We start from the raw sequence: 12,374 nt of genomic DNA, 5'->3' as shown, positions 1-12,374 counted from the left end.
ACAAACATGGCACAAATCATCAAAATTCATGATTATATATCAAGATATGAGCTTGATCCGTACCATTATATCAACCAGTTTGTACGTCTGAAAAAAGAGCGCTGGCTTTCACTAGTAGAAGCAGCGGAGCGCCAGCATGAAGAAAGGCAAGCCAGTGCTGAAGAACCGGAACCGGTGCAGAAACGAAAAAAATTTTCATTGAAAAGAAGAAAAGAAGAGATAAAAGCCGATATACAAGAAGAGAGACACCAATGGTTTGAGGACGAAGAAGATATTCATGTAAGGCTCCCGAAGAGCAGGGTAGCGCTTGCTTCTTTTTATAAAAGACATTTATATGATTTTCAGCTCAAATGGGCCAGCTCTACTCTTTCAGAAATATCTCAACTCTCAAACCAGGTGAAGCAGGACCGCATTTTGCGTTATCTGACCCAGCAGCTGCCTGATTCTTATTTTATTATGTATAAGCCTGTGCTGAAAATTCAGCAGGCGGCGGTTGAATTAAGCATTGTGATTATTTCTCCTCTGGAAATTTATTGCGTTTCTTTTTTAGAGGCTGAGGAAGATAGTGTCTACATAGGGTCTAAAAATCGTTTTTGGGACAAGAAAACAGCCTCTCAGACTGCATCAGTGTTAAATCCAGGGCTTAGCCTGTTTCGTACGGACTCGGTTGTGTCAAAGATCGTAAAGGAAAAACAGGCTGAGATTCCGGTTCGAAAATTGCTTCTGAGCAGAACGTCGTACATCGATTACCCGGAGCCGCCATACGGCTTAGAAATAGCGGATAAGCGGAGCGCGGAAGAATGGATTGAGCGGCAGAAGAAAAACACTGCTCCGATCAAACATCATCAGGTAAAGGCTGCAAAGGCTCTATTGTCTTACTGCATGTCTGACTCCTATCGCAGACAGGAGTGGCTGGAGTAAAAGAGAACGATTTGAGCGGTTTTCTCATAACATAAGCAGGTGAGAAAGATGAGCCATTGGTTTTTTATTATTAATCCGACAGCAGGACATCGAAACGGCCTGCGTGTTTGGAAGTCCATTCAAAAAGAGTTGATCAAACGAAAGGTTGAGCACCGTTCATTTTTAACTGAACATCCGGGACACGCCGAGGTGCTCGCCAGACAGATTTCAACGATACAAGAATATAAGCTGAAGCGCCTGATCGTCATTGGCGGAGACGGAACCATGCATGAAGTTGTCAACGGGCTGAAAGATGTTGACGATATTGAGCTGAGCTTTGTGCCGGCGGGCGCGTATAATGATTTTTCGAGAGGGTTTTCTATTAAAAAAATCGATCTGATACAGGAAATCAAGAAGGTAAAGCGCCCGTTAACAAGAACCTTTCATTTAGGGAGCGTCAATTTCCTTCAGGATAAATCACAGATTCTTTATTTTATGAATCATATCGGGATCGGGTTTGACGCATATGTCAATAAAAAGGCGATGGAATTTCCGTTGAGACGGGTTTTTCTTTTTCTCCGCCTTCGATTTCTTGTGTATCCGCTTTCTCATTTGCACGCTTCGGCAACCTTTAAGCCGTTTACGTTAGCTTGTACGACGGAAGACGAGACGCGCGAATTTCATGATGTCTGGTTTGCCGTTGTATCCAACCATCCGTTTTACGGGGGAGGCATGAAGGCTGCGCCCCTAGCAAATCCGCGCGAGAAGACATTTGATATCGTAATCGTTGAAAACCAGACGTTTTTGAAAAAATATTGGCTTTTATGTCTTATGGCATTTGGAAAACATACAAAGATGGATGGCGTTACGATGTTTAAAGCGAAGGACATTACGTTTTACACGAAGGACAAAATCCCGTTCCATGCTGACGGAGAAATCATGGGCACTACCCCGTTTCGTCTGGCATCTAGTCCTTCACCCCTAAGGATCAAAACATAAACGTGTTTGGAGGAGAGAGCTTCCGATGGTCAGCATCCGCCGCAGCTTCGAAGCGTATGTCGATGACATGAATATCATTACTGTTCTGATTCCTGCTGAACAAAAGGAAATCATGACACCGCCGTTTCGGCTTGAGACAGAAACAACAGTTTTTCCTCTGGCTGTCAGGGAGGAATACTCCCTTGAAGCAAAATACAAGTACGTCTGCGTATCCGACCATCCTGTGACATTTGGAAAAATCCATTGCGTCAGAGCATCCAGCGGCCACAAAACGGATCTCCAAATTGGCGCGGTCATCCGGACGGCTGCGTTTGATGACGAATTTTATTATGACGGAGAGCTGGGCGCCGTTTATACCGCGGATCATACCGTATTTACAGTATGGGCGCCTGCTGCAACCTCAGCTGCTGTCAAGCTTTCATACCCCAATAAAAGCGGGCGCACATTCCAAATGACTCGGTTGGAAAAAGGCGTCTATGCCGTTACGGTCACAGGTGACCTTCACGGATATGAGTATTTGTTTTGCATCTGCAACAATTCAGAATGGATGGAAACCGTTGACCCGTATGCCAAGGCTGTGACTGTAAATGGAGAGAAGGGCGTCGTCTTGCGCCCGGATCACATGAAATGGACTGCTCCTCTTAAACCATTCTCACACCCTGTGGATGCCGTCATCTATGAGACGCACCTTCGCGACTTCTCCATCCATGAAAACAGCGGCATGATAAACAAGGGAAAATACTTAGCATTAACGGAAACTGATACACAAACCGCAAATGGCAGTTCTTCGGGACTGGCGTATGTAAAAGAGCTTGGTGTTACACATGTGGAGCTTCTGCCGGTGAATGATTTTGCCGGAGTTGATGAAGAGAAGCCGCTTGATGCATACAATTGGGGATATAACCCGCTTCATTTCTTTGCCCCGGAGGGAAGCTATGCCTCAAACCCTCATGATCCTCAAACGAGAAAAACAGAGCTGAAACAAATGATCAATACCCTGCATCAGCACGGTCTGCGAGTCATTCTGGATGTTGTTTTTAACCATGTGTATAAGAGGGAGAATTCCCCCTTTGAAAAGACAGTGCCAGGTTATTTTTTCCGGCACGACGAATGTGGGATGCCGTCAAACGGCACCGGCGTTGGCAATGATATTGCATCAGAAAGAAGGATGGCAAGAAAATTCATTGCGGATTGCGTGGTCTATTGGCTTGAAGAATACAATGTTGACGGCTTCCGCTTTGATCTCCTCGGGATTTTAGATATTGACACCGTGCTTTATATGAAAGAGAAAGCAACTAAGGCAAAGCCCGGAATCCTGCTTTTTGGAGAAGGGTGGGATCTGGCTACACCGCTGTCGCATGAACAGAAAGCTGCTTTGGCGAACGCGCCAAGAATGCCGGGCATCGGTTTTTTTAATGATATGTTTCGTGACGCTGTAAAAGGGAACACCTTTCACCTTATGGCAGCAGGGTTTGCGCTCGGCAGCAGTGAATCAGCACAAGCTGTGATGCATGGAATTGCCGGGTCTTCCGGATGGAAGGCATTAGCACCGATTGTTCCGGAACCAAGCCAGTCCATCAATTATGTCGAATCACACGACAATCACACCTTTTGGGATAAAATGAGCTTCGCGCTTCCTCAAGAAAATGACAGCCGAAAGCGAAGCAGGCAAAGGCTTGCAGCCGCGATTATTTTGCTTGCCCAAGGGGTGCCGTTTATTCACAGCGGCCAGGAATTTTTCCGGACGAAGCAGGGAGTGGAAAACAGCTATCAATCCAGTGACAGCATCAACCAGCTCGACTGGGATCGCCGTGAAACGTTCAAAGAAGATGTTCACTATATCCGCAGGCTGATCTCGCTGAGAAAAGCGCATCCTGCATTCCGTCTTAGGTCCGCTGCAGACATCCGGCGCCATTTTGAATGCTTGACGCTAAAAGAACACCTTATCGCATACAGGCTTTATGATCTTGACGAGGTTGACGAATGGAAAGATATCATTGTTATCCATCACGCGAGTCCAGACTCCGTCGAGTGGAGGCTGCCAAACGACATACCTTATCGGCTTTTATGTGATCCATCAGGATTTCAGGAAGACCCGGCAGAAATCAAGAAAACGGTTGCAGTAAACGGCATCGGAACGGTTATCTTATATTTAGCATCAGATCTTAAGAGTTTTGCTTGACGAAGTTTGTGCTATAGCGCTAAAATTTAAAGGACGGCTATTGATTAGCATATGAGACTCTCAATAGCTGTCTTTTTTATTTTTATACGATTCGTACGAAAAAGGCATTCGCTGGATAGACTAGAAACGATTAGCCTTAATTCTAAAATATTTTAAGAAATGATGGGTTGAACATTGATATGAACTGGTTGGGACAATTACTAGGTAGCGATTGGGAGATCTTCCCCGCCGGAGGAGCTACAGGAGATGCATATTATGCGAAACATAACGGGCAGCAGCTTTTTTTAAAACGTAATAGCTCACCTTTTTTAGCTGTTTTATCCGCCGAAGGCATTGTTCCGAAGCTGGTTTGGACAAAACGGATGGAAAATGGGGACGTCATTACGGCCCAGCACTGGATGACCGGCAGAGAGCTGAAGCCTAAAGACATGAGCGGACGGCCCGTTGCTGAATTGCTTCGTAAAATACACACATCAAAAGCCTTGCTGGACATGCTGAAGAGACTTGGAAAAGAACCGCTGAACCCGGGGGCTCTTTTGTCTCAGCTGAAGCAGGCTGTATTTGCTGTGCAGCAATCTTCGCCGCTGATTCAAGAAGGGATCAAGTATTTGGAAGAACACCTGCATGAAGTGCATTTCGGTGAGAAAGTCGTTTGCCATTGTGATGTCAATCATAATAACTGGCTATTGTCTGAAGACAACCAGCTGTATTTAATTGACTGGGACGGCGCCATGATCGCTGATCCGGCGATGGACCTCGGGCCTTTGCTGTACCACTACGTCGAAAAGCCAGCTTGGGAGAGCTGGCTGAGCATGTACGGCATAGAGCTGACAGAAAGCCTTCGGTTGCGAATGGCTTGGTATGTGTTATCTGAAACAATTACTTTCATTGCCTGGCATAAAGCAAAAGGAAATGATAAGGAATTTCATGATGCAATGGAAGAGCTGCATATCCTCATGAAACGAATTGTTGATTAATCAGGAATACGAATCCATTTGCTCTACCCATTGAGACAGGCTGTTCTGATGCTCTTGTATGTGTGAGTCGATGGATTTGGACGATATTCCTGATTGGCTGTAGCGGTAAACATCTTCAAGCACGTTTTTGAAATTTGAATCAAGCTCGGTGTTTGCCATCAGTGATTTAATCACACGCTCAAGCTGCTCGTACTCTGCGACTGTTCCGCAGCAGTCCAATTGATGGTCAGTCAATATATCCTTCAATAAATGAACTTGATGCTCATAATGTAAACCCATAACGGTACACATCCCTTCAGTATCATACGGGTTAAATTGTTCAAAACAGAGCGTTTTTATACATGTGAAAGGAGTGTTCCAGCAGACGGGACCCTCTTTTTTTATGCGCTCGGCCTTAAGAGAGATACACTGGAAAAACGAGCTTGCGGGTCTTTTTAATTCATGGTATGTTGTTAGTCGAAATAATAGATAGAGGTGTCAATCATATGAGAATGCGCCACAAGCCTTGGGCTGATGACTTTTTGGCTGAAAACGCAGATATTGCCATCAGCAATCCTGCTGATTATAAAGGGAAATGGAACACAGTGTTTGGCAACGACAATCCGATCCATATCGAGGTTGGTACAGGAAAAGGCCAATTTATTTCTGGTATGGCCAAACAAAATCCCGACATCAATTATATTGGTATTGAGTTATTTAAAAGCGTCATCGTGACAGCCGTCCAAAAAGTAAAAGACAGCGAAGCGCAGAATGTAAAGCTTCTGAATATAGATGCGGACACGCTGACGGATGTGTTTGAGCCGGGGGAAGTGAAACGGGTCTACTTGAACTTTTCTGATCCTTGGCCGAAGAAACGGCATGAAAAACGCCGCCTGACATATTCCCACTTCCTCAAAAAATATGAAGAAGTAATGGGCAAAGGCGGATCGATTCATTTTAAAACGGACAACCGAGGTTTGTTTGAGTACTCTTTGAAGAGCTTCTCTGAGTACGGCCTGCTGCTGACATACGTCAGTCTCGATTTGCATAACAGCAATCTGGAAGGCAATATTATGACAGAATATGAAGAAAAATTCTCTGCACTCGGCCAGCCGATCTATCGGGCTGAGGTTGAATGGAGAACGTAAAGACAGACTCTGACAGGAGTCTGTTTTTTTTATGGACCGTTTGCTACCATGATGACAGGGGGGATGAAAATGGAAACAATGAAAATTGGAAACATCACATTGACCTGGCTTGACGGAGGCGTGACGCATATGGACGGAGGCGCCATGTTCGGCGTTGTGCCAAAGCCGCTTTGGTCTAAAAAATATCCAGTCAATGAAAAAAACCAGATTGAACTAAGGACAGACCCTATTTTGATTCAAAAGGATGGGCTCAATATCATCGTTGACGCCGGAATTGGGTCCGGCAAGCTGACTGATAAACAAAAACGAAACTATGGCGTGACACAAGAGTCGAATGTGAAACCATCATTAGCTGCACTCGGATTAACGGTTGCCGATATAGATGTGATTGCAATGACACACCTTCATTTTGATCATGCATGCGGTTTAACGGAATATGAAGGTGAACGGCTCGTCTCTGTCTTTCCGAATGCAGTGATTTATACATCAGCTGTTGAATGGGACGAAATGCGCCATCCGAATATCAGGTCGAAAAATACGTATTGGAAAGAAAATTGGGAGGCTGTAGCTGGCCAAGTCAAAACCTTTGAAGACACCTTAACGATCACAGAGGGTATTACACTGCATCACACCGGAGGCCATAGCGACGGACACAGTGTCCTGATATGCGAGGATGCGGGTGAAACTGCCGTACATATGGCAGATCTGATGCCGACACATGCCCACCGCAATCCGCTATGGGTGCTGGCTTACGATGATTATCCGATGACCTCTATCCCGCAAAAGCAGAAATGGCAGGCGTTCGCAGCAGAAAAAGACGCTTGGTTTATTTTTTATCATGATGCCGAATATCGCGCGCTTCAATGGGAGGAGGACGGAAGCATCAAAAAGTCAGTTAAGCGAATGAAGCAATAGCATATTTTTATGTTTACCCTGCATGTTTTCCGGCTAATAATGCAAACCTAGTACTAATTATGCTCAGAAAGGAAGAGGCAGGGTGAAACAATTCAGAGTAACAAACGAAGGAGACATTCAAACAACATTAAGAGGCCTTGAAGTGCTCTCTGTTCCTTTTTTGAACAAAGGTGTTGCTTTTACTGAGGAAGAAAGAAAAGAACTTGGTTTAAAAGGCTTTCTGCCGCCCAAGGTATTAACAATTGATGATCAGGCGAAAAGAGCGTATGAACAATATTCCGCACAGCCTGACGATTTAAGCAAAAATGTCTATTTAACGGCGCTGCACGATCGGAATGAAACGCTGTTTTACCGCCTGTTAAATGACCATTTAGGGGAAATGCTCCCGATTGTCTACACACCGACAGTCGGAACGGCAATCCAGAGATACAGCCATGAATACAGAAAACCACGAGGGCTCTATCTGTCAATCGATGACCCGGACGGTATGAAAGAAGCTTTTAAACAGTATAAAGATCAAAGCGATACGATCGATTTAATTGTTGCAACTGATGCGGAAGGAATTTTAGGAATCGGTGACTGGGGCGTCGGAGGAATCGCGATTTCTATTGGCAAGCTGGCGGTTTATACAGCGGCTGCGGGCATTGATCCGAGCAGAGTGCTGGCTGTTGTTTTAGATGCGGGGACAAATCAGGAGAGCCTCTTGAACGACCCGCTTTATGTCGGCAACCAGCATTCCAGAGTGCGCGGCGAACGCTATGACCAATTTATTGACGACTACGTTGCGCTGGCGAGAGAAACATTTCCGAATGCATTGCTGCATTGGGAGGATTTCGGGGCGAAAAACGCGCGAAGCATTTTGAAACGCTATAAAGATAAAGTGTGTACCTTCAATGATGATATCCAAGGAACTGGCGCTGTTTCTTTGGCCGCAGTCTTATCCTGTGCAAAAGCGTCTAAAGTTCCGCTGAGAGATCACAGAGTTGTTATATTCGGAGCGGGAACGGCAGGAATCGGAATTGCCGAACAGCTGCGGGAAGCATTGGTGCGCGAGGGACTGAGTGAAGAAGAATCATACAAGCGCTTCTGGTGCATAGACAGGAACGGGCTGTTAACAGATGATATGGATCAGCTTCTTGATTTCCAAAAGCCGTATGCCCGTTCGGCTGATGAAGTGAAGGATTATCAGCGGAACGGAGACGGCGGAGGCATTGATCTTCTTGAAGTGGTCCGGCAGGCGAAACCGACGATCCTGATCGGCACATCTACGGTTTCCGGCGCTTTCACTGAAGAAATTGTAAAAGAAATGGCGTCACATGTAAAACGGCCGGCGATTTTGCCAATGTCAAATCCGACAACTCTTTCTGAAGCAAAGCCGGAGGATTTAATCGAATGGACAGAAGGCCGTGCGCTGATCACGACAGGAAGCCCGTTCCCGCCAGTTGAATATAACGGAGTTACGTATCATATCGGGCAGGCAAACAACGCGCTTGTCTTCCCTGGTCTCGGTCTTGGAACGATTGTTACCAAATCAAAATTAATTACCGACGGCATGTTTGAAGCATGTGCCCGGGCAATCGCAGGTATGGTCAATGTCGGGGTGCCTGGCGCGCCGATGCTTCCAAAAGTTGAAGATTTGCGCACTGTTTCGGCAACCGTTGCTGTTGAAGTTGCAAAAACCGCAATGAAGGAAGGCGTCGCTACGGAAGAGCCTGAAGACATTATACAGGCAGTGCAGGATGCGATGTGGTATCCGGTATACAAACCGATTCGCGCGATATAATAAAAAAGAGCCGCTGCGTGGGCAGCGGCTTCTATTTTTTGCTTGTCCGGTGTTAAGAGGCGATTGTATCAATGACATCAACAATTTCTCCCGTTTTGGCATCCACCATGACTTCATACTGTTCTAATTCTCCGAAAGCTGATCGTGTAATGCCGGTTTTGTATACCTGTACCGTTTCTCCGTTAATATTGTAAGGCTCCGGCTGGGTGTAAATCCATGATCCGTCAATCGGGCCCCGCTGCTTAAAAGCAGACTTTACAATTCGAAGCGCTTTTTCTGAAGAAATATAAGGCTTCATCACATATTGTTTCACAACGACAGCCGTACAAATTCCAAGTCCTGCTCCTAAAAGAAGATGACGCAATTTCAAAATAAAGCACCTCCTGGTTGATCGTACTTTTCATTATACAGAAACAGCCAAATCCTGTTAAGCAATACGCGGCTGATTGAGCAGATTGGGTCAGGGTGCTTGGAAAACTTCATTGTTTCTAATAAAATAAAAGGACTACATAGAAATGAGGGGAAAACATGAATCAAGAAACGAAAGCGCTTTTCCAAACACTGACGCAGCTTCCCGGCGCGCCGGGCAATGAGCATCAGGTTCGTGCTTTTATGAAGCAGGAGCTAGCCAAATATGCCGATGACATCGTTCAGGACAGACTGGGAAGTGTTTTCGGAGTCAGACGAGGCGCAGAGGACGCACCGAGAATTATGGTAGCCGGGCACATGGACGAAGTCGGCTTCATGGTGACATCCATTACAGACAACGGGCTGCTCAGATTCCAGACGCTCGGAGGCTGGTGGAGCCAAGTTTTGCTTGCGCAGCGGGTTGAAATTCAAACAGATAACGGGCCGGTTCCGGGTGTGATTTCAAGCATACCGCCGCATTTATTGACAGATGCGCAGCGAAACCGTCCGATGGATATCAAGAACATGATGATCGACATTGGAGCGGATGATAAGGAAGACGCCATCAAAATCGGCATTAAACCGGGACAGCAGATCGTGCCTGTTTGTCCGTTTACGACGATGGCGAATGAAAAGAAAATTTTATCAAAAGCATGGGATAACAGATATGGATGCGGCTTAAGCATTGAACTTCTGAAGGAATTACACGGTAAAGAGCTTCCGAATACACTCTATGCGGGTGCAACGGTTCAGGAAGAAGTAGGGCTAAGGGGCGCGCAGACGGCTTCTCATATGATTAAACCGGACTTGTTTTTCGCCCTTGACGCCAGCCCGGCAAACGATATGAGCGGAGACAAAAATGAATTCGGCCAGCTTGGAAAAGGCTTTTTGCTGCGCATTCTTGACAGAACGACAGTCATGCATCGCGGAATGAGGGAATTCGTTCTTGATATGGCTGAAACGCATGATATTCCATATCAATATTTTGTATCCGGCGGGGGAACAGACGCAGGCAAGGTTCATATTTCGAACAGCGGTGTGCCGTCAGCGGTTATCGGAATATGTTCCCGCTATATTCATACAAACGCTTCTATCATTCATATTGATGATTATGCTGCTGCTAAAGAAATGCTCATCAAACTTGTAACAGCCTGCGATAAGCAGACAGTGGATGCGATTAAAGAAAATATGTAGGTTTCACAAAAGCTTGTTGAACGAGCAGTAAGCCCGGATCGACAAGCTTTTTTCTTATTCTGTTTCAAATAGATAGGAAAGGGCCTTAATGGCTTGGTTAACGGTTTCAACCGTAATATTCGCTTTATTTGAAAGCTCTTTTAAAGGATGGTGGAGCGATTCCGGCCGGATGATAATCAGGGGTTTTCCTTTTGCGATCGCATATGATGCATCCATTGCCGTGTTCCACTGTTTGTACTTTTCGCCAAACAGGGCGATCACAAAGTCTGCTTTATTCATCAGGACGGCGGTTCTGAAGTTGTTGATGTCAGAGGCTTTGTCATCCTTTAAAACGGCATTTGGCTGTACGCCCATAATTTCTTCACCAATATTGTCTGAGCGGTCATGATTCTCCATCGGGCCAACAAACGTAATCGGGAGCTTCAGTGATTTTGTTTTTTCTTTAATTTCCTCGCGCCAATTGCTGTGGATTTCTCCTGCTAGATAGACGATAAACTCCATATAAAAATCCCTCCTTATGTATGTCCATCTGTAAATTTTACCCTCATGTACACGATGTTAAACGAAACGAGCTTGATAATGCAAATAAAATATGATAATGATAATGGGAAAGCCAATCTTACATATTCATTCGTTGCATATAAGTGGTTTTGCCTCAAGCAGTTTGGTATGATCCAAATGGACGAGTATCGATAAAAAACATGTAAGAACTTAAACAACTGGAGGGATATGAAATGAAAAAAATTGAATCAACTCAAGAGTTGGAAAAAGCGGTACAGGATGATTGGGCTGTATTTATGTTTTCAGCCGATTGGTGCCCGGATTGCCGTTTTGTAGAGCCTTTCCTGCCTGAACTGGAAGCGAATTTTCCTGAATTCACCTACTACTACGTAGACCGTGACAAATTCATTGATACATGTGCAGAGTGGGAAATTTACGGAATCCCAAGCTTTGTGGTGTTTAATGAAGGAAAAGAAGTAAATCGTTTTGTGAGCAAAGACCGCAAAACAAAAGAAGAAATTGAACAGTTTTTAACAGACTCTCTCGCTAAAGCGTAAAGGAGGACATCGGTTTGAAAATGACCTCAAGGAAGCTGTCAGATATACTGAAACAGCGCCTTCAGCACGAGAATCGCTCCTTTCTGTTTGACAGAGAAAAAGACACCCTCCGTGTTGAGGATCAAACGACTAAAAAAGGGATTACGCTCGATTTACCGCCGATTATTGCAAAATGGGAACTGAAAAAAGACGAAGCCATTGATGAGATCGTGTACTATGTCTCCGAAGCGATGACGGCAATGGAAGGGAAGGCTCAGGAAATGACCGGGAAAGAAACTCGCATTTATCCGGTCATCCGCTCGACTTCCTTCCCGGACAAGTCCAGCGAAGATATCCCGCTCATTTATGACGATCATACCGCAGAGACAAGAATTTATTACGCGCTAGATCTCGGGAAAACCTACCGTTTAATTGACCAGCGCATGCTTGAGAAAGAAAACTGGACAAAAGAGCGGATCAGAGAGACGGCCGCATTTAATCTCCGTTCCCTGCCGACGGTTGTCAAAGAGGATACGGTTGCCGGCAATTACTTTTATTTCTTCAGGGCAAACGACGGATACGACGCAAGCCGGATTTTGAACGAAGCGATCTTAAATGAATATAAGCAGCATGCAGAAGGTGAGCTGGCGATCTCTGTTCCTCATCAGGACGTTTTGATTCTTGCTGACATCCGAAATGAATCGGGGTATGATATTCTAGGACAAATGTCGATGAGCTTCTTTGCAGGCGGCACCGTCCCGATTACCGCCCTATCATTTTTGTACAATGAAGGAAAGCTGGAACCGGTGTTTATCCTGGCGAAAAGCCGTCCGAAAAAGGATTAGAAAGGAT

The 12,374-nt window shown here is 45.4% G+C and carries 14 protein-coding genes; 11 read left to right on the top strand and 3 right to left on the bottom strand.

Annotated features, from left to right (window positions below; translation table 11 throughout):
* Positions 1–6: 6 nt before the first annotated feature.
* The 4 genes from ACZ07B_RS06255 (at position 7) to ACZ07B_RS06240 (ending at position 5,058) form a co-directional block, all read left to right on the top strand.
* Positions 7–921 (top strand): hypothetical protein, encoded by a 915-nt coding sequence (locus tag ACZ07B_RS06255; RefSeq protein WP_003229241.1) that lies wholly within the window; start codon positions 7–9, stop codon positions 919–921.
* A 48-nt stretch (positions 922–969) separates the two neighbouring features.
* Complete coding sequence (locus ACZ07B_RS06250) at positions 970–1,899, top strand: YegS/Rv2252/BmrU family lipid kinase (RefSeq protein WP_123372894.1); 930 nt, start codon at positions 970–972, stop codon at positions 1,897–1,899.
* A gap of 25 nt (positions 1,900–1,924) precedes the next feature.
* Positions 1,925–4,081: a type I pullulanase gene (gene pulA, locus ACZ07B_RS06245; RefSeq protein WP_464877004.1), complete on the top strand. Its 2,157-nt coding sequence runs from the start codon at positions 1,925–1,927 to the stop codon at positions 4,079–4,081.
* A 179-nt stretch (positions 4,082–4,260) separates the two neighbouring features.
* On the top strand, positions 4,261–5,058 hold the full coding sequence (locus tag ACZ07B_RS06240; protein ID WP_009967993.1) for a phosphotransferase family protein: 798 nt from the start codon (positions 4,261–4,263) through the stop codon (positions 5,056–5,058).
* On the opposite strand, the gene ACZ07B_RS06235 is transcribed toward ACZ07B_RS06240, so the two are convergent.
* Positions 5,059–5,337, bottom strand: a complete 279-nt coding sequence (locus tag ACZ07B_RS06235; RefSeq protein WP_003237926.1) for a YtzH-like family protein — start codon at positions 5,335–5,337, stop codon at positions 5,059–5,061.
* A gap of 206 nt (positions 5,338–5,543) precedes the next feature.
* Here ACZ07B_RS06235 and trmB point away from each other — a divergent pair, with 206 nt between their 5' ends.
* The 3 genes from trmB to ACZ07B_RS06220 all read left to right on the top strand — a co-directional run bounded on the left by trmB (position 5,544) and on the right by ACZ07B_RS06220 (position 8,883).
* Complete coding sequence (trmB, locus tag ACZ07B_RS06230; protein WP_004398646.1) at positions 5,544–6,185, top strand: tRNA (guanosine(46)-N7)-methyltransferase TrmB; 642 nt, start codon at positions 5,544–5,546, stop codon at positions 6,183–6,185.
* 69 nt (positions 6,186–6,254) lie between these two features.
* Entirely contained in the window at positions 6,255–7,100 is an 846-nt protein-coding gene (locus ACZ07B_RS06225; protein WP_184997622.1) for a YtnP family quorum-quenching lactonase, read from the top strand.
* 82 nt (positions 7,101–7,182) lie between these two features.
* Positions 7,183–8,883, top strand: a complete 1,701-nt coding sequence (locus ACZ07B_RS06220) for an NAD-dependent malic enzyme (RefSeq protein ID WP_003229258.1) — start codon at positions 7,183–7,185, stop codon at positions 8,881–8,883.
* 52 nt (positions 8,884–8,935) lie between these two features.
* Here ACZ07B_RS06220 and ACZ07B_RS06215 read toward each other — a convergent pair whose 3' ends face one another.
* Positions 8,936–9,253 carry a PepSY domain-containing protein gene (locus ACZ07B_RS06215; protein ID WP_014477682.1) on the bottom strand — a complete coding sequence of 106 codons (318 nt, stop codon included), beginning with the start codon at positions 9,251–9,253 and terminating at the stop codon, positions 8,936–8,938.
* Between the two features lie 158 nt (positions 9,254–9,411).
* Between ACZ07B_RS06215 and ACZ07B_RS06210 the strand changes: the two genes are divergently transcribed.
* Complete coding sequence (locus ACZ07B_RS06210; RefSeq protein WP_014480574.1) at positions 9,412–10,485, top strand: M42 family metallopeptidase; 1,074 nt, start codon at positions 9,412–9,414, stop codon at positions 10,483–10,485.
* 54 nt (positions 10,486–10,539) lie between these two features.
* Here ACZ07B_RS06210 and ACZ07B_RS06205 read toward each other — a convergent pair whose 3' ends face one another.
* On the bottom strand, positions 10,540–10,986 hold the full coding sequence (locus tag ACZ07B_RS06205) for a YtoQ family protein (RefSeq protein WP_003229263.1): 447 nt from the start codon (positions 10,984–10,986) through the stop codon (positions 10,540–10,542).
* 78 nt (positions 10,987–11,064) lie between these two features.
* On the opposite strand from ACZ07B_RS06205, the gene ACZ07B_RS06200 reads away from it, so the two are divergent.
* From ACZ07B_RS06200 to ACZ07B_RS06190, 3 genes are read left to right on the top strand one after another with little or no spacing between them, the layout of a single operon-like run.
* Entirely contained in the window at positions 11,065–11,181 is a 117-nt protein-coding gene (locus tag ACZ07B_RS06200) for a hypothetical protein (RefSeq protein WP_004399150.1), read from the top strand.
* 38 nt (positions 11,182–11,219) lie between these two features.
* Positions 11,220–11,543 carry a thioredoxin family protein gene (locus ACZ07B_RS06195; RefSeq protein ID WP_024572891.1) on the top strand — a complete coding sequence of 108 codons (324 nt, stop codon included), beginning with the start codon at positions 11,220–11,222 and terminating at the stop codon, positions 11,541–11,543.
* A gap of 14 nt (positions 11,544–11,557) precedes the next feature.
* Positions 11,558–12,367 (top strand): DUF1444 domain-containing protein, encoded by an 810-nt coding sequence (locus ACZ07B_RS06190; protein ID WP_009967991.1) that lies wholly within the window; start codon positions 11,558–11,560, stop codon positions 12,365–12,367.
* Positions 12,368–12,374 lie beyond the last annotated feature (7 nt).

The sequence above is a fragment of the Bacillus sp. 9.4 genome, from assembly GCF_055486415.1.
Note: the sequence above shows the minus strand (reverse complement) of the source record. Positions and strands in the feature narration are given on the sequence as shown.